This window comes from Algoriphagus taiwanensis, assembly GCF_036245645.1.
Classification (GTDB): domain Bacteria; phylum Bacteroidota; class Bacteroidia; order Cytophagales; family Cyclobacteriaceae; genus Algoriphagus; species Algoriphagus taiwanensis.
On the sequence record NZ_BTPE01000010.1, the window covers coordinates 115,035 to 134,411 of the forward strand.

Consider the following 19,377-nt stretch of genomic DNA (forward strand, 5'->3'; position numbering starts at 1 on the left):
AACATATATGGAACAAGCGCTGATTTATGTAGTCCCTGCGCTGGGACTGGTAGGCTTGCTGGTCATGGCGGTGAAGTCCGCATGGGTGAGCAAGCAGGCAACCGGAGATGCCAACATGGTAGAACTATCCGGTCACATTGCCAAAGGAGCCATGGCCTTTCTGAAGGCTGAATGGAAAATCCTCTTTTATTTCGTCGTCATTGCAGGTATTTTGTTGGCTTGGTCCGGCACCTTGGTTGAAACCTCGAGCCCGGTGATTGCCATTTCCTTTGTGATTGGAGCTGTATTCTCAGCTTTTGCGGGATACATCGGAATGAACATCGCTACTAAAGCAAATGTGAGAACCACTCAGGCAGCTAGAACCAGTTTGAAGCAGGCACTCAAAGTGTCATTTACCGGTGGATCTGTGATGGGTCTGGGCGTAGCTGGATTAGCAGTTCTTGGATTGGGCGCTTTGTTTATCGTTTTCTACCAAGTATATGTAGTGTCCATCGGTGCTGATGTAAATGGCATCGAAATGGAAAAAGCCTTGGAAGTATTGGCTGGTTTTTCTCTGGGTGCAGAATCAATCGCACTTTTTGCTAGAGTTGGTGGTGGTATTTACACAAAAGCGGCTGACGTAGGAGCTGACCTTGTAGGTAAGGTAGAGGCTGGAATCCCGGAAGATGACGTGAGAAACCCTGCTACTATTGCAGATAACGTGGGTGACAACGTAGGTGATGTAGCCGGTATGGGTGCTGACCTTTTCGGTTCTTATGTAGCGACTATTTTGGCCACCATGGTATTGGGTCGTGAAATTGTATCTCTGGACAACTTTGGCGGTATTGCTCCTATCCTGCTCCCAATGGTTTTGGCAGGATTGGGAATCATTTTCTCCATCATGGGAATGGCTTTCGTGACTGTAAAAGATGACAAGGGCGATGTTCAAAAAGCCTTGAATATGGGTAACTGGTCTTCAATCATTTTCACCGGTATAGCCTCTTACTTCGTGGTGATGCATATGCTTCCTGAGACCCTTTCTATCCGTGGATATGAGTTCTCTAACCTAGATGTATTTTATGCAATCATCCTTGGATTGATTGTGGGAACCTTGATGTCCATCATCACTGAGTATTACACCGCTATGGGCAAGCGCCCTGTACTTTCTATTGTAAAGCAGTCCGGTACAGGTCATGCTACCAATATCATCGGCGGTCTTTCTGTAGGTATGGAGTCTACTGTACTTCCTATTTTGGTTTTGGCAGCAGGTATCTATGGAGCTTATGAATTTGCCGGTTTGTATGGTGTGGCAATCGCTGCAGCCGGGATGATGGCTACAACTGCTATGCAATTGGCAATCGACGCCTTCGGGCCTATCGCTGATAACGCAGGCGGTATCGCTGAAATGAGCCAGCTTCCTGAGGAGGTTCGAGGCAGAACTGATATTCTAGATGCAGTAGGAAACACTACCGCCGCTACAGGAAAAGGATTTGCGATTGCTTCTGCGGCATTGACTTCCTTGGCCCTTTTTGCTGCATTCGTAGGAATTGCAGGTATCGACGCAATTGATATTTACAAAGCCGATGTTTTGGCGGGGTTGTTTGTCGGAGGTATGATTCCTTTCATCTTTTCCTCCCTTGCTATTGCTGCGGTAGGCCGCGCTGCCATGGATATGGTGAACGAAGTGAGAAGACAATTCAGAGAAATTCCAGGTATCATGGAATACAAGGCTAAGCCTGAGTATGAGAAATGCGTGGAAATCTCCACCAAAGCTTCTATCCGTGAAATGATTTTACCAGGAGCTATCGCATTGATTTCTCCTTTGATTGTCGGTTTTGCTTTTGGACCTGAAGTACTAGGCGGTATGCTTGCAGGGGTGACTGTATCCGGAGTTTTGATGGGTATGTTCCAATCCAACGCAGGCGGTGCTTGGGATAATGCCAAGAAGTCCTTCGAAAAAGGTGTAGAAATCAACGGAGAAACCTTCTACAAGAAATCCGAGCCTCACAAAGCTTCTGTCACAGGTGACACCGTAGGTGATCCATTCAAAGATACCTCCGGTCCATCTATGAATATCCTGATCAAGTTGATGTCTATTGTGGCCTTGGTTATCGCTCCTCATATTTCCGAAAAAGGGCACCATACCATGGCTGATGCCGAAATCATCAAGAAAGAAGTGAAAAAAGAAATTAAAATCGTAGACGGGAAGAAAACAGAAACCGTCACGGAGACCATTATCAAATAAAGGTTTCAATATCCTTACTGAAAGGCTGTCAGGCAATGCTTGACAGCCTTTTTTCATTTATCCATCTCACATTAAGAAAGAATAGAAAAGCCCCCAAAAAGCAAATGGTCAAATCAGAAAAGTCCTAGCTTCTAGACTTAAGCAGATTTTCTCGGGATTTCAATTCTTGCTTTGTTAGCGTAGAATACGCTTCAAAAAAGAATTGATTTTCAACCGAATATCATTTTTTTATGAAATTTTATTGATTTTTTAAACCATTAAGCAGCAGACTTTCATAAATTCAGGATAGAAAAGTAAATCCAGTTTTACTTTTTGATGTGTGGGTAGTGCACTTTCATTTTGGAATTCAGCAATACTTCGGCGGTATAAAGCTCACTATCACGTTCTTTAGCTTCTTTTTTGTCATCAATCGACCAAAGATCAAATAAGAAATTGGAATGATCGGTTCATTTCTATGGAACCTTAAATCCCGAGATCATCAATCTTATTTACAGACTTAACCCAGTCTGCTTTTCCACCAACAATCAACCCAAAAACAGGGATTTAATTATCCCAATGAAAAAGTAATATGCAAAACTATTGCAATGCCAAGCTTAATCATTCGAAATAATTTTAATTAAAATAATAATATTCAAAATTATATTTTAAACAACGACTTAAAATTAATAAGCACAACAAGTAATAATTAGTATTTAATCAAACCCCCAAAATCTATGCACATGAAAAAAATTTACCAGTTCATGCTGCTCTTCCTATTCTGCTTTACGGCTTGGAGTTTTGCCCAAGCTCAGCAAAGCATCTCAGGAAAAGTAACCACTCAGGAGGACGGACTTCCCCTTCCTGGAGTAAGCATCGTAGTTGACGGCACCACCAATGGTACCGTGACGGACATTGATGGAAACTATACCATTTCCGTTCCCAATTCTCAGGCGGTTTTGGTGTTTTCCTTTATTGGTTTCCAAACCCAGCGAATTCCGGTGGGCAATTCCTCTACCCTCAATGTAGGTATGAGAGTGGAAGCTTCTCAATTGGATGAAGTAATTGTGACTGCCTTTGGTATCTCTCAGGAGAAAAAAGCCTTGGGCTATTCGGCACAAAGCATTGATGCGGCAGCTATCACCCAAACCCGGCAACCCAATGTGGTCAATGCACTTCAAGGCCAAGTGGCAGGTGTGCAAGTAACCAATTCCGGAGGGGCTCCGGGTCAATCAGCGCGTATTATCATCCGAGGTATTAACTCTTTGGATCCATCTGCAGACAATCAACCTCTGTTCGTGGTTGATGGTGTGCCAGTAGATAACTCAACCATTGAGTCTGGGGGTACTCCAAGGGGTATGTCCAACCGTATCGCTGATATCAACCCAAATGACATCGAATCCATGTCCGTGCTCAAAGGTGCTGCTGCGACTGCGCTTTATGGAGTGCGAGCAGCTAATGGTGCAGTCATCATCACCACCAAAAAGGGAAAAGAAGGCCAAGTTCGGGTGGATTTCAGCTCATCTTTAGGCTTTGACCAATTGGTGAAAAAGCCAAAACTGCAGGATGAATACGGTCAAGGCTTCAGTGGAGTAAGAGACGACAGCAGCTTTTGGCCATCTTGGGGCGCAAATATCGCAGAGGAAAATGACCCCACTTATATCTATCAAAACAACTGGGATCGAGCTTTTGATACAGGTGTACAATTTGACAATTCTATCTCTGTATCCGGTGGTAATGAAAAAGCCACTTTCTACGGTTCCTTGGGCCGATTGGACCAAAACGGAATCATTCCTTTCTCTACCTGGGACCGAACAAGCGCCAAGCTATCCGGAAATATCAAGGTGAGTGAAAAATTCAATTTCTCCGGTTCGATGAACTACATCAATTCCGGAGGTAACCGAGTCCCTCATGACCGGTTCTTGGAGCGAATGATGTACTGGTCCGAAACTACCGATGTGCGGGATTACATCAATCCAGACGGCACGATGAAAACTTACGGCAATACTAATCCTATTTATGATGCCCGTTTTGCCACATTTGAGGACAATGTGAATCGAATCATCGGGAACATCAACCTGAATTACAGTCCTACCGATTGGCTGACCTTCTCCTACAGATTGGGGATGGACAACTATTCCGATTCCAGAACTGAAATCACTCCCGGACCAAAGGGAATTGATGGAGAAGTTGCTCTAAGTTCTACAGGTTTTATAGAAGAAACCCGAATCAACAGCCGAGACTTGACTTCCAACTTTTACATCACCCTAAAGAAGCAGTGGAATTCTGACTGGAATACCACACTGAGATTGGGAAATGATGTCTTTGAGAGAAAGTTTGATCGAGTGACCGCCACCGGTTCCAATTTTGTCATCCCGGAATTCTACAACCTGAACAACACCACGCAAATCTTCGCCTCTCAAGGGCAAAGCATTCGAAGACTGGTAGGGTTTTACGGGGATTTGATGGTGGATTACAAAAACTTCCTTTTCCTCAACATTACCGGAAGAAATGATATCTCCTCTACCCTTCCGGTAAACAACAATTCATTCTTCTACCCTTCTGTCAACCTCGGGTATGTGTTTAGCGAAAACTTTGATCTTCCAACCTGGGTAACCTTTGGAAAACTGAGAGCCTCTTGGGCACAGGTGGGTAAGGACACCAATCCTCACATCCTTGGGGCTACGTTTGTTTCACCAAGTGTATTCCCATTAAACGGCCAGGTGGGCTTTTCCAGAAACTCTGTATTCGGTGATCCCAACCTTCGTCCAGAGCTGACCACATCCATTGAATTTGGTGCTCAATTGGCCTTTTTCAACAACCGGGCAAACTTGGATGTGACATATTACAAAACCAACTCTGAGGACCAGATTATCCCTGTGCCTATTTCAGATGCTACAGGTTTCTCCTCCTACATCACCAATGCAGGGGAAATCGAAAACCGCGGCTGGGAATTCGTTATTGGTGCAACTCCTATCGACCGGGGTGATTTCCGCTGGAATGTCTCCGCCAACCTCACCACCAACACCAACGAAATCGTGGCTATCCGAGAAGGAATCGATCAGATTGTGGTTGGCTCCCAGTTTGGATATGTGGGAAGTACAGTAACCATGATTTTGAAAGAAGGACAGGCCTATGGAAATATTTACGGAAGCAGCTACACCCGTCCAGGAGCTCCTGAAGGAACAGAAACCTTGGATAGAAGCCTTCCTCAGCTCATTGGAGCTAACGGCTTCCCGGTGAGAAACGGGGCTCAATTGATCTTGGGTAATGCCGTTCCCAAATTCTTTGGAGGCTTAAGAAATGACTTCAGCTACAAAGGTCTGGAATTTTCCTTCCTGATCGATTTCCGCTCTGGATTAGAGCAGTATAATCAATTTGCCAACTTCCTTTCGGCCTTTGGAAAGCAAGAAGATTCTGAGCGTAGAAATGACTTCACCGTATTCCCGGGAGTATTGGCTGATGGATCTCAAAATGCCAAAGAAGTTTGGCTTGGCCAAGGGGTAGGACCGGATGGAGTAAACTACGGAGCGGGCTATTGGAGAAATCACTACCGAGGGGTTTCCGAAAACTTTGTGGGCGATGCCAGCTTCATCAAGCTGAGAAATATTACCCTTGCTTACAATTTGCAGCCCAATGTATTGGAAAGAACACCTTTCCGAACTGCAAGGATCTCTTTGGCTGCCAACAACATCATTCTTTCCACACCTTGGGATGGATTTGATCCGGAATCCTTCTCTGCAGGGGCCGGAGGAAATGCTGTCGGATTTACAGGACTGGGCTTCCCTGGGGTTCAGAGTTATTTCGTCACATTGAATTTGGGACTATAAACTTTTAAACTTCAAGACAGATGAACTTAAAAAATAAATTATATATCGTTTTGGGGGCAGTAGTTCTACTTTCCTCCTCAGCCTGCGAGTCCTTTTTGGATGTAAATGAAAATCCAAATAATCCCGAGGATGCGCCGATTTCGGGGCTTTTGACCAACAGCACCTATGAAACAGCACTGAATGTGCAGAGAATAGGCAGTACAAGCAGTTTTTATGTACAACATCTAGCATCGCCTAACCCGGCAAGCTCAACAGATGTAATGGATCCTTTGGACTTTAGTAGCACTTGGTTTAGTCTTTACAATGTGATGACTGATATCAATGAAATCATGAGAAAGGCGGAAGAATCCGATGCCAATCATTACCTGGGAGCAGGTCAAATTCTCATGGCCCTTAACCTCGGCATGACCGTGGATATTTTCGGAGATGTGCCATTTTCCCAAAGCTTCAATTTCGAGACCGTTACTCCTGCATATGATGACGATCAAGAGCTCTATCAGCGTGTTTTGCAGCTTTTGGACGAGGGGATAGCCAATCTCCAAGGGGAAACTGCTATCTCTATGGGAGGTGATGACTTCATCTATGGAGGAAATGTGGCCAATTGGATCAAATTCGGTCATTCGCTCAAGGCTCGCTTCCTGATGCATACCAAAGGAACCCCAACCTACAATGCCAACGAGGTTTTGACTGCAGTAGCCAATGGATTTCAGTCCAATGCAGATGATGCCACGGTCGTTTTCTTTGAGCAGCGATTCAATCCTTGGGCCCAAGTAGCTATCAACAATGAAAACCTTCTCTTAGGTGGATGGATTTCTGAGCAGTTTGTTCAGGCCTTGGATGGCACTAGCTACCCAACTGTGGACCCTAGACTTCCCCTGATGATCGGCACTACTGATGATGGGGATTTTGTAGGTACTGTAAATGGAGCCGGTCGAGGCGATGCCCCTGAGCAAGGAGCAAGATCTACCTTAATTCCGGGACAGTATTATACCTCGACTACCTCTCCGCTATTGATTGCAACCTATGCCGAGCTCAAGTTTATTGAAGCAGAAGCTGCTCTGCCTACCGATCCTGCTAGAGCCTATGCTGCCTACCTTGCGGGGATCGAAGCCCACATGGATATGCTAAGCGTATCGGATGAGGCCAAAGCAGCCTATCTGGCAGACGAAAGTGTAAGTGTGGGTGCAGGTGCCTTGACCTTGGAAGACATCATGAAGGAAAAATGGGTAGCGATGTTTTTGCATCCGGAGACTTGGAATGACGCCAGAAGATTTGACTACGGCTACAAGGATATGACTGTCCCTGAAAACCTAAATCCTAATCTCAGTGGCAACTATATCCGCAGACTTCCCTATCCGGATAGCGAGGTAAGCCGAAACGGAAGCAATGTTCCCTCGGTGACTTTGCTCGATCGCATCTGGTGGAACCAATAAGTTTTTGACCAATCCTCAAAGTCTCCTGCCAAAAGCAGGGGACTTTTTTTATTTTAATCCTATGAAACGACTTCTCCTAGCACTCCTTATCCTTGCCAGCTCCTGCACGGTCTCGAAAATCAATAAATCCATCACCAAATCGTCTGTTTTTGACAAAGGCCATTTGGGGTTTATGCTTGTGGACCCATCAAAAGACAAGGCTTTGGTATCCATAAATGAAGACAAATATTTTATTCCCGCATCCAATACCAAGCTTTTTACTTTTTATGCTTCTTATTCTGTCTTGGGTGATGGCAAGATCAATGGCCTGAATTATTTGGAAAAAGGCGATTCCTTGATCTTTTGGGGTACCGGAGACCCCAGTTTGCTTCATCCTGATTTCATGGACAGCACCGTCGTTGATTTCCTCAGAAACTCAGAAAGGAAGCTATTCCTGGTGAACACTTTTGATCAAGTGGATGCATTTGGGCCGGGATGGTCATGGGATTGGTACAATGCTTATTATGCTACCGAAAGATCAGCTTTTCCCATTTACGGCAATGTGGTGAGGTTTTCCAAAGATTCCACCCAATCCGGGTTTGACACCTATCCGGCTTACTTTGAACCAAAACTAAGTCCGGCACCAGGGCCACCGAGCTTCCTGACTTTTCAGCGGGATCGGTTCGAGAATGAATACCAATATTTCACTCCAGAGTCCAGCCATTCTTTTGAGCGGGATATTCCTTTTATCACCTCGGCTGCCTTTACAGCAGAGCTTTTGAGTGAAAAAACAGGAAAGAAGGTCACCTTGATTGCTGGAGAAAAATACCTCTCCCAGAATCCTAAAAAACTTCAAACAGCCCCTGCCGACAGCATCTATGCCCAGATGATGAAGATCAGCGACAATTTCCTGGCAGAGCAGCTGATGCTTTTGGTTTCGGATCAGCTGAATAACCGACTCAGTACTCGGGAGGCAATAGATTATGCCAAGGAAAATCTATTGAATGACCTGCCTGACGAGCCCATGTGGTACGACGGGTCAGGGCTTTCATCAAGAAATATGTTTACCCCACGGTCCATCATTGCGCTTTTGGAGAAAATCAGAGCAGAAGTACCCCTGGAAAAAATCAAAGCCTATTTCCCTGCCGGTGGAGAATCCGGAACGATCCGAAGCTGGTATCCTGCCGAGGAGGGGCAGCCTCCATACATCTATGCCAAAACGGGTACACTCAGCATGTCCAATGCCCTCAGTGGCTATCTGGTCACCAAAAGCGGAAAGATTCTTCACTTTTCCTGCCTGATGAACAATTATCAGATTCCTTCCAGTGAACTGAAAACCGAATTGCAAAAGGTGCTTTACTTCATCCACGACAAGTATTAAGCCATGAAGAAATCCCCTCAAGCAAACACTTATACTTCTTTAAAGAATGAGATCAGTCAGCTTCTTATAGCTGGAAGAGAAAAAGCTGGGCGGGCTGTCAATACCATTTTGGTGCAGACCTACTGGCAAATTGGAAGACATATTGTGGAATATGAGCAAGGAGGAGAAGTAAAGTCAGAATATGGCTCAAACCTCCTGGATCGGCTTTCCCGGGACTTGACACTGGAGTTTGGAAAAGGGTTCAGCAGGTCAAATCTCGTTTACATGAGAAAATTTTTTGTAAGCTTTCCAATTAGTGAGACAGTGTCTCACCAATTGAGTTGGAGTCATTATTTTGAAATCCTTAAATCGGATGAAGCGCTTGAAATCAGCTTTTATACTAAGCAATGCGAAAAAGAAAACTGGTCTGTGCGAGAACTCAAGCGGCAAATGAAGAGCATGCTTTTTCACAGATTGGCATTGAGTAAAGACAAAAATGAAATCTTGCAATTATCCCAAAAAGGGGCTGAACTCCAGCAGGCAAAAGACCTGATCAAAGACCCCTATGTCTTTGAATTTTTGGGTTTGCAAAATCAAATTACCTATACGGAAGGTGAGCTCGAAACCCAATTGATCCAAAACCTTCAGGATTTTCTATTGGAATTGGGAAAAGGCTTTGCATTTATCGGGCAACAATATCGGATCACCTTGGCCAATAGGCATTTTTATGTAGATCTTGTTTTCTACCACCGAATCCTAAAATGCTTCGTTCTCATCGACCTAAAAAGAGGAGAAATTGACCATCAGGATATTGGTCAAATGAATTTATACCTAAACTATTTCAGAAAAGAGGAAAATGTGGAAGGTGACAATCCTCCGATTGGAATTGTTTTAGGTGCCTATAAAGACCACATTCTGGTCGAATACGCCACAGATAATATCAACAATCAGCTCTTTGTCAGCAAATACCAACTCTACCTTCCAAATAAAGAGGAGCTAGCCAAAGAACTCGAACGCCACCTTATAACCCAATAAACGATGAAACCCCGCCAATTCTTTGTCCTTTTTCTGCTCATCTCCTATCCTGCCTTCTCCCAAACCTTCACCATGGAGCAGGTGGGGAAATTCACCTTTCCCTCCGAACTCACAGCAGATCAATCTGGCACTCAACTCGCCTGGGCTATGTATGAGCAGGGCAAGCGAAATGTGTATTTCGCAAAGGCTCCGGAATTTGAACCTCAAAAACTCACCTCATTTGACAAGGACGATGGGCAGGAAATCTCCAGCTTGACCTTTACTCCGGATGGAAAACACTTGGTTTTTGTCCGTGGTGGAGATCATGGCGGAGGAAATGCATCCTCAACGGTCAATGCTGAAAACCTTCCTCAGCTGCCCAAAGTAGAGATTTGGAAAATAGATATCCAAAACCGAAAAGCCAATCCGATCACCGAAGGAGATGAATTCAAACTCAGTCCAGCTGGAGAAATCTATTTCCTCAAAGGAGGACAAGTTTGGAAAGTTGGTCTTGGAGAAAATGCAAAACCCACTCAGGTCTTCCAAATCAAAGGGAATGTCAACTCCATGGAATTTTCTCCTGATGGAAAAAGCCTAGCCTTCACTGTCAATCGAGGAGGACATCAATTGATCGGAATCTATCGGAATGCTGAAACTTCCATCCAATTCATTTCCCCTTCTTTTCATCGCTATTCCCAACCCAAATGGTCACCCGATGGCAGCAAAATCGCCTTTATCAAAACCTTGGGAGGGACCGGTGCTGCTTACCCACTTTTAGAGCCGAGACATGCTCCTTGGGAGATTTGGCAGGCTGATATGGCTAGTGGAAAAGCCGAAATGCTCTGGAAAGCTCCTGAAACATTGAGAGGATCTTACCGCTATTTCTTTTTCTCTTATCCCAATGAAAACGAGTTGGTCTTTGAATCCTATCACGACGGATGGCAGCATTTGTACGTTTTTGACATAGAAAGTAAAAAAGAAACTCTCCTTACTCCCGGTGAGTATATGGTAGAGCAAATCAAGCTAAGCCCAGAGGGAAATCGAATCCTTTTTTCTGCCAATCAGGGACCGGAAAAGGAAGACAAAGACCGAAGACATATCGGCTCGGTGGATTTAAAAAGCAAAAAGCTGACTTGGGAAACCCGTGGAGAAGGGATCGAAGCCTACCCAGTGGCTTTGGCAGAAGGACAACTCGCCTACTTTTCTGCCACTTCCCAGCGACCGCATTTGGTCACAGTCAAAAGAGCCAATCAAGCTCAAATCCTACAGGCAGAATTGATCCCCGCCGATTTCCCCCAGCAAAAACTAGTGACTCCCAAACAAGTCAAATTCACCGCTCCTGATGGAACCACAGTCTATGGGCAATTATTCGAAAAGGAAGGAGGTCCAGCCCAAAAACCCGGGGTAGTTTTCGTGCATGGAGGCCCTCAGCGGCAGATGCTTTTGGGATGGAGCTACATGGACTATTACACCAATACCTATGCACTGAATCAGTATTTGGCTGAATTGGGTTTTGTGGTCCTTTCGGTCAATTTCCGATTGGGAATCGGGTATGGCTATGAGTTTCATAGACCTGCGTACGGCTATTACCAAGGGGCTGTGGAATACCAAGACATCAAAGCCGGGGGAGAATTCTTAGCCAATTTACCCCAAGTGGACGGAGAAAAAATAGGGATTTATGGGGGAAGTTACGGAGGCTACCTGACCGCCTTGGCTTTGGCTCGGGATTCCAAGCTTTTCAAAGTTGGAGTTGATATTCACGGCGTGCATGATCTGGATAGCCGGTATGAGCTTCCCGATGGATACGAAGTAGCCCCGGATTATGAAAAAGCAAAAGAAATCGCTTGGAAATCCTCTCCTATCGCTGATTTGGCGACTTGGACCAGTCCGGTACTCTTCATTCATTCGGACGATGACCGGAATGTGAATGTGAGCCAAACTACGGATCTGATCCGAAGATTTGATGAGTTGAAAAAACCGTATGAATCGATTTTAATCCCCGGAGATACCCATCACTGGATGAAGTGGGAAAATATGATCCGTGTTTCCAATGAAACCGCTACCTTTCTTCAAAAGCACTTGATGAACTAGCCATGGCCGAAAATAAAACCCAACCCACCGATGCATCAGTCGATGATTTTATCAATCAGGTAGAATCTCCAAAAAAACGGGAAGATGCCTTTGCACTAAAAAAAATGATGGAAGAAATCACCGGTGAAAAGGCAGTGATGTGGGGGCCAAGTATTATTGGTTTTGGACAATATCATTACAAATATGAATCAGGCCGGGAAGGAGATTTTTTGATTGTGGGTTTTTCCCCAAGGAAAGCTTCGATTTCTCTTTATGTGCTTGGATGCATGCATGAGGATTTTGATTTTACTATTCAGAAACTGGGCAAAGTAAAAACAGGGGCATCCTGTATATACATCAACAAACTATCGGATATCGATGAAAACGCCCTACAGGAATTGATTGCTAAAGGATACCAATACATGAAATCAAAATACCCCACCCGATGATTTTTCAAATCCTCAATGGAGATGCATTGTTAGAACAGTTCCCGGATGAAATTCCCGGAGAACGGATCGTTTTCAGAGAGTGCCTGATTGACGGAGCGGTTCGGGCCGAATCTGGCAAAGAACTCTGGGAAGTTCGGGCGGAATTCATCCACCAATCGTATCCAGAAACTTCTCATGCCGACTATGAAAAGCACTCCTACCAGGAAATCCTAAAAATCAAAAGTATCCCTCCCGACAGCAAGATTTACTGCTGGTTTGAAGAAGACCTCTTCTGCCAAGTTAATCTGTGGTTTGTATTCAACTACCTGAAAACCCATCCGGCAGAAGTCTTTTTGGTCTTGCCCTATCCGGATTCTCCTTATCATTTTTCCACTTTGGGCAAAAAAGAACTGATCGAGAACTTTGAGAAAAAGGCACATGCCATCAGTGCCAGAGAGCGAGAGGTATTGGGAGACCTTTGGATCCATTTTCAGAATGAAGACGTATTTGAGGCCCTAAAAATCGCAGATCTTTTTTCGGAACGATTTCCTTTTCTCAAAGAAGCTGTCGAGGCATGGAGAGATATGATGCCGATTGGAGATTACCCGGGGAAGCCAAAGGCTACCCTTCTTGAAATTCAAAAGAGCTTGGGAACCAGCAGTTTTCCTGAGATTTTCCGTGAATTTCAAAGGAGGCTGCCTATCTATGGATTTGGAGATTTGCAGGTGAAAAGAATGGGAAAAGAACTTGGGATTTTTTAATTCTGCATCACTTGCAAATCAACTTTCATTCCTCATAAATTTGGAAATAAAGCAGGTGTCGCTCAGTGGCTTAGTCCGCCTTGGCGGATCCCAAGCTGAAGGTTCCCGATCTTTTTCGGGACAGGCTGCGAGTTCGAGACTCATTACCCGCTCCAAGGTATCCCAAGTGATGCCTTTTGTTTTTTGTCGTAACTTCAAGGCATGCGTTGGTCACTTGATTTTCCCATCCCCGATTCTCCATTTCCCATCTCCCATGAGAGTAAAATCCTGAGCATAGGTTCCTGCTTTGCCCAGGTGATCGGACAAAAAATGCAGGAAAGCAAAATGGATGTACTGATCAATCCCTTTGGGACCCTATTCCATCCCAAAATCATTTCCCAACTGCTAGACCATGCCTTGTTTCAGGATCCTTTAGACGAATCAGGAATTTTGGTGCGGGAAGGATTATTTTTCCATTATTCCGCTCATTCGGATTTGGTGGGCAAAAGCGAGGAAGAGCTCAGGCAACTTTGGAATGAAAAAATCCAAGCAACGCATCACTATCTATCCTCAGGAACTCACTTGATCTTGACTTTTGGTACGGCTTGGATTTATGAGCACCATGAATTCGGTTCGGTGGCTAATTGCCACAAGCAGCCTCAAAAGTTGTTTGAGAAAAGACTCTCCAAGCTGGAATCCATGCTTTTTGAAATGGATGTTACCTTAGGAAATCTTTCGCGTGTTTTCCCCAAACTGAAAATCATACTTACAGTCAGTCCAGTACGCCATATCAAGGACGGGATTCCTGAAAATCAACTGAGTAAAAGTCTACTCCGGGTCCTTTGTCATGAACTTGAAAAGAAATTTGAGCACCTCTCCTATTTTCCTGCCTACGAGATCATGATGGACGAATTGAGGGATTACCGATTTTACAAATCTGATCTCATTCATCCTTCCGAAGAAGCCGAAAACTACATCTGGGGGAAGTTTTCCAACAGTTTTTTTTCTAAAGAAACTCGGGAAAAAATCACTGAAATCCAGAAGATTCAGCGGGAATTAGCTCATATCCCCTTGAACCCCGAGAGTGAATCTCACCGGAAATATCTTCAAAACTTAAAGGCCAAACTGGAACAATTAAATAAGGAATTTGATTTTTCTATCGAGATTCAAAAAATTTCTGAGAGTCTTAGATTGAATTAAAAATCCCCCTAACCCCCTTAAAAAGGGGGAATTTGATCCAATTCCTATTGTAGATTCAATTACAAATTTGGGGATGGTTTACAATCTTTCAATTTTGCAATGTTCCAATTTTCCAATGTCCACCAACCGTCTCATCCATTCCCAGTCTCCTTATCTCCTTCAGCACGCCCATAACCCTGTGGATTGGTACCCTTGGGGTCCCGAGGCACTCAAAAAAGCACAAGTCGAAAACAAGCCGATCATAGTTTCTATCGGCTATTCGGCCTGCCATTGGTGTCATGTGATGGAAAGAGAAAGCTTTGAGGATCAGGTAACAGCAGATCTGATGAACGAGCATTTCATCTGCATCAAGATCGACCGGGAGGAGCGCCCCGATATTGACAATATTTACATGGATGCGGTGCAGGCCATGGGGCTTCAAGGCGGCTGGCCCCTGAATGTCTTCCTGATGCCCAATCAGAAGCCTTTTTATGGAGGCACTTATTTCCCCAATCTCAAATGGAAGCAATTGCTCGCTAATATCGCAGATGCTTTTGCGAATCATGAAGATCAGCTGGCCGAAAGTGCAGAAGGTTTTGGCCGCAGCCTGAGTAGAAAAGAGACAGAAAAGTATGGGATAGAGGCGGGAGAAAGCATGCTTGATGCAGACGAGATGGTGGAGATCGCCACCAAGCTCTCCTCTCAGTTTGACCCGGAATGGGGAGGTATGAACCGAATCCCAAAATTCCCCATGCCCGCCATCTGGAATTTCGCACTGGACTTTGCAGACCTATCCAAAAATGATTTCTGGAAGGAAAAGGTCTTTTTCACGCTGAAGAAAATTGGCATGGGAGGAATCTACGACCATTTGAGAGGAGGATTTGCGCGGTACTCTGTGGATGGAGAGTGGTTTGCTCCCCATTTTGAAAAGATGGGGTACGACAACGGACAATTGCTGGAGCTGTATGCCAAAGCCTATCAGGCCAGTCAGGATTCCTTTTTTCTGGAAAAAGTAAAGGAGACTGTTCAGTGGATAAAGGCTGAAATGCTGCAGGAGGAAGGCGGATTTTATGCCGCTCAGGATGCTGACAGTGAAGGAGTGGAAGGAAAATTTTACACTTGGACCTATACTGATCTACAAAGCCTTGTCGGTGACGAAATGCCCTGGTTTGCGAAGCTTTACAATCTCAAACCCCAGGGCAACTGGGAAGAAGGGGTGAACATCCTCTTCCAAACCAAGGAATACACCCAGCTTGCAGCTGAGTTTGGAATGAGCGAACAAGAGCTGATTTCTAAGCTTAATGTGCTCAAATCCGGACTTTTGGAAGTCCGAAACCAACGGATTTTCCCAGGAAAAGATGATAAAATCCTTACCAGCTGGAATGCGATGATCGATGTGGGACTGATTCAGGGCTATTTTGCAACCGGGGAAAAGGAAATGCTGGACCTGGCTTTGGCCAATCTGGACTTCCTTCAGGAAAAACTCTTTACCGATGGAGTATTAATGCGATCTTACAAAAATGGGGAGGCTTATACCCCGGCATTTTTGGAAGATTATGCAGCACTTATCCGTGCTTTGCTTTTTGCCTTTGAGGCAAGCGGAAAACCTTCTTATCTAGATTTGGCAACCAAGCTTACCGAGACTTGCCTGAGTGAGTTTTTCGATGAAAGTGATGGCTTTTTCTATTTCAATAATCCCCATTCTGAAAAACTGATAGCCAACAAAAAAGAGCTTTTTGACAATGTGATTCCTGCTTCCAATTCGGTGATGGCCCGAAACCTCCACCGACTAAGCCTACTTACCTACGAGGAAAAATATGGAGAAATCGCGCGCAAAATGCTGGGAGGAATGAAAGATTTAATCGCCAAAGAACCCGGATTCCTTTGCAATTGGGCCAATTTGTATTTGGAGATGCTCGTTCCGACAGCCGAAATCGCCATTGTGGGAAAGGGAGCACAGACCCTTTCCATGGAGTTAAGAAACACCCTTTTTTCTAATTCAGTCTTGGCTTGGTCTGAAGCTGCGACAGAAACTGCCCCGATTTTATCCGGAAAAACTGCCGATTCGGAGGGAAATGCCTTAATTTATGTGTGCTTTGACCGGGCATGTCGCAGACCGGTTAGCACAGTGACAGAAGCCCTATCCCAATTACCTTATTTAGCCTAGTTTGGTGGAAAGCCTTTTTGGAGATCAAGATTTTTTGGATAAAAACAGCGGAAACAACTTCGCCGATATCATCCTGCCTGTTCCCATCCCGAGGATGTTCACCTACCGGATTCCCTCTACCCTCAAGTCAGAGATTCAGATTGGGCTTCGGGTAATTGTTCAGTTTGGGAAGAAAAAGGTCCTCACCGGGATCATCGGCAAGGTTCACAATAAGCCTCCTCAGGCCTACGATGCCAAGCCGATTTTGGATATTCTGGATGCAGAACCCAGCGTAAATCCCCTTCAGATCCGTTTTTGGGTATGGATGGCGGAGTATTACTTCTGCCATATCGGAGAGGTGATGTTTGCGGCCCTTCCTTCCGGCTTGCGACTTTCTTCAGAAAGCAAAATCCAGGTCAATCCCAACTTTGACCCTGAAACCAGCAAGTATCCTTTGGATATCCGGGAGGAGAAAATCCTGGAAGCTTTGGAAAATCAGGCAGAGCTGAGTTACGAAGACTGCGAAAAAATCCTGGGAATCAAGACCATTCACCCCATTATCAAAAGCCTGGTGGCCAAAGAAGCCATTTTGATTTTTGAAAAGGTACAGGACAAATACAGCCCAAAAGTAGAAACCCGAATCCGTTTGGTTCCTGGAATAGCCAAGGACAAAAATGCCCTTCAGGCCGTATTCGAGGCTGTTCAGGGCAAGCCTAAGCAGGAATCGATTTTGCTCAAATTTCTTAGAGACATTCCGGTTTTTCAGCGACCCGAACTCAACGAAAAAGGACTGGATAAAGCTACTCTTCTCGAAGAAGGGGATTCGGAAAGTTCGCTGAAAACCCTGATCAAAAATGGCGTCTTCGAGTCCTTCAAACAAATAGTCAATCGAATCGAAGAGGTGGAAGCCGAGCGAAAAGCCTATGCCCTATCCTCTTCCCAGCAAGCGGCCTTTGATGAAATAAAAGGGCATTTTGAAACCAAGCAAACCGTCCTCCTGCATGGAGTGACTGGATCGGGAAAAACAGAAATCTACATTCAGCTGATCGAGGAAGTCATCGACAGCGGTTCTCAGGTGCTGCTTTTGCTTCCAGAGATTGCCTTGACCACGCAGATTGTAGGCCGGCTCAAGCAGGTTTTTGGATCCAAAATGGGTGTATTTCATTCCAAATATTCGGACAATGAGCGGGTCGAAGTATGGAATGGAGTTCTCAGCGGACGCTTTCCTTTTGTGGTTGGGGTAAGGTCATCGATTTTTCTGCCTTTTGACAGTCTGGGGCTGGTTATCATCGACGAGGAGCACGAACCGAGCTACAAGCAGTTTGACCCGGCACCCCGGTTTCATGCCAGAGATGCAGCCATTATGCTGGCTTATTTTCATCAAGCCAAAACCCTGTTGGGCTCAGCAACGCCATCTTTTGAAAGCTACTCCAACGCCAGCCAAGGCAAATATGGATACGTTTCCTTGGACCACCGATTTGGAGATGCCACTCTCCCGGAGTTCCACTTGGCCAATCTTTCGGCAGACCGAAAGAAAAACCTGCTCAAGCTGGATTCCACCCGTCTGCTTCGAGAAAAAATCCAGCAGGCCCTGGATCAACAACAGCAGGTGCTCATTTTCCAAAACCGACGGGGCTACTCTCCCTATGTGCAGTGTGAGGATTGTGGCTGGACCGGGCAATGCGTGCAATGCGATGTCAGCCTAACCTATCATCAGTTTGCAGAGGAGCTTCGCTGCCATTATTGCGGGTACAAGGAAAAGGTCGCTCAGTCCTGCCCTGTTTGTGGAAGTACACAGCTTTCTCTCGAGGGGATGGGGACCGAGCGCATCGAGGAATCTTTGAGTTTGCTTTTTCCGGAAGCAAGGCTGGGAAGGATGGACTTGGACACCACCAGAAATAAGCATGGTTACCAGCGGATTTTAGATGAATTTGCAGCAGGTCAGATTGATATTTTGGTTGGGACACAGATGATTACCAAAGGCTTGGATTTTGGAAATGTAAGTGTAGTGGGAATCTGGGATGGGGATCGGATTTTGAATTTTCCAGACTTCCGCTCTGGAGAAAGAGCCTTTCAGCAGATCACTCAGGTGGCAGGCCGGGCAGGAAGAAGAGAAGTCAAGGGACAGGTCATCATCCAAAGTAGGAAACCGGAAAATGAGGTTTTTGAAAATATCATCCGGGGTGATTACCTGGAGTATTTCCGTCAGGAAATGATGGATAGAAAAAAGTATTACTACCCTCCTTACGTCAAACTAATCAAAATCACCACCCGACATACTGACTTCAAAACTGCTGAAAAGGCGGCCCATGCCCTTCATCATCAGATGGCCAAAATTCCGATTAAGAAGATTGTGCTTGGACCGGAAAAGGGGGTGATCGCCAGAATCAAAAACCAATACCAGCTGGAAAGCCTGATCAAACTCGAGAAATCTGGAGCTACTCAGAGTGTGTTTAAAGAGAACCTGACGCGGATTATCGAAGAGCTTCAGGCGGTCCCTGATTTCCGTTCGGTGAGATGGGTGGTTGACGTCGATCCAAACTGATTTTTCTGATTTTTTTGAGTTCAGGATGGTAATAGGAGATTTTTTCAGTTTCTTGAAAAATCACTTACCTCATTCCCATGCAAAGATTCCTTTTGATCTGCGACCTCAAAGATGAGCCAGAAGCCATACAGGCCTACGTGGAATGTCACCAAGCAGTAGACCCGGAAATCTTGGAAAGCATTCGCTTGGCAGGAATTATCGGAATGAGTATTTACCGCTGGAAAAATCGGCTAAGCATGATTCTGGAAGCGGACGATGATTTCAGCTTTGAGAAAAAAGCGGCCTTGGATAATGCAAATCCCAAAGTCCAGGAATGGGAAGCTTTTTTGGGTCAATATCAAACCAACCTTCCCGGCACACCACTAAACTGGAGATGGGCATTGTGTGTGAAGATTTTTGAGTACAAAAATGTATAGATTGAAAAGTAAAGACTTGTGATTTCATCCTGAAAAC

General features: G+C 45.1%; 12 protein-coding genes. All 12 read left to right on the top strand.

The annotated features are described in order from the left end of the window. The first annotated feature begins 7 nt into the window (after positions 1 to 7). The 12 genes from AAA938_RS14250 (at position 8) to AAA938_RS14305 (ending at position 19,340) form a co-directional block, all read left to right on the top strand. Positions 8 to 2,224 carry a sodium-translocating pyrophosphatase gene (locus AAA938_RS14250; RefSeq protein WP_338229415.1) on the top strand — a complete coding sequence of 739 codons (2,217 nt, stop codon included), beginning with the start codon at positions 8 to 10 and terminating at the stop codon, positions 2,222 to 2,224. Between the two features lie 719 nt (positions 2,225 to 2,943). Beyond that, positions 2,944 to 6,030, top strand: a complete 3,087-nt coding sequence (locus AAA938_RS14255) for a SusC/RagA family TonB-linked outer membrane protein (RefSeq protein WP_338229416.1) — start codon at positions 2,944 to 2,946, stop codon at positions 6,028 to 6,030. 20 nt (positions 6,031 to 6,050) lie between these two features. After that, positions 6,051 to 7,463, top strand: a complete 1,413-nt coding sequence (locus AAA938_RS14260; RefSeq protein ID WP_338229417.1) for a SusD/RagB family nutrient-binding outer membrane lipoprotein — start codon at positions 6,051 to 6,053, stop codon at positions 7,461 to 7,463. A gap of 61 nt (positions 7,464 to 7,524) precedes the next feature. Next, positions 7,525 to 8,823 (top strand): D-alanyl-D-alanine carboxypeptidase/D-alanyl-D-alanine-endopeptidase, encoded by a 1,299-nt coding sequence (locus tag AAA938_RS14265; RefSeq protein WP_338229418.1) that lies wholly within the window; start codon positions 7,525 to 7,527, stop codon positions 8,821 to 8,823. A 3-nt stretch (positions 8,824 to 8,826) separates the two neighbouring features. Then, positions 8,827 to 9,837 (top strand): PDDEXK nuclease domain-containing protein, encoded by a 1,011-nt coding sequence (locus AAA938_RS14270; protein WP_338229420.1) that lies wholly within the window; start codon positions 8,827 to 8,829, stop codon positions 9,835 to 9,837. Positions 9,838 to 9,840: 3 nt separating this feature from the next. Then, positions 9,841 to 11,907 carry a S9 family peptidase gene (locus tag AAA938_RS14275; protein ID WP_338229421.1) on the top strand — a complete coding sequence of 689 codons (2,067 nt, stop codon included), beginning with the start codon at positions 9,841 to 9,843 and terminating at the stop codon, positions 11,905 to 11,907. A 2-nt stretch (positions 11,908 to 11,909) separates the two neighbouring features. After that, on the top strand, positions 11,910 to 12,335 hold the full coding sequence (locus AAA938_RS14280; protein ID WP_338229422.1) for a DUF1801 domain-containing protein: 426 nt from the start codon (positions 11,910 to 11,912) through the stop codon (positions 12,333 to 12,335). Further along, positions 12,332 to 13,075 (top strand): DUF1835 domain-containing protein, encoded by a 744-nt coding sequence (locus AAA938_RS14285; protein ID WP_338229423.1) that lies wholly within the window; start codon positions 12,332 to 12,334, stop codon positions 13,073 to 13,075. The genes AAA938_RS14280 and AAA938_RS14285 overlap by 4 nt, the downstream gene beginning before the upstream one ends. Positions 13,076 to 13,276: 201 nt before the next feature. Continuing rightward, a complete protein-coding gene (locus tag AAA938_RS14290) occupies positions 13,277 to 14,254 on the top strand; it encodes a GSCFA domain-containing protein (RefSeq protein ID WP_338229424.1) in 978 nt (325 codons plus the stop codon). Between the two features lie 115 nt (positions 14,255 to 14,369). After that, entirely contained in the window at positions 14,370 to 16,400 is a 2,031-nt protein-coding gene (locus AAA938_RS14295; protein WP_338229425.1) for a thioredoxin domain-containing protein, read from the top strand. A 4-nt stretch (positions 16,401 to 16,404) separates the two neighbouring features. Then, the gene (gene priA, locus AAA938_RS14300) at positions 16,405 to 18,924 is read left to right on the top strand and encodes a replication restart helicase PriA (RefSeq protein ID WP_338229426.1); all 2,520 of its coding nucleotides are present in this window, start codon (positions 16,405 to 16,407) and stop codon (positions 18,922 to 18,924) included. Between the two features lie 77 nt (positions 18,925 to 19,001). Next, on the top strand, positions 19,002 to 19,340 hold the full coding sequence (locus AAA938_RS14305; protein WP_338229427.1) for an L-rhamnose mutarotase: 339 nt from the start codon (positions 19,002 to 19,004) through the stop codon (positions 19,338 to 19,340). Positions 19,341 to 19,377: the final 37 nt, after the last annotated feature.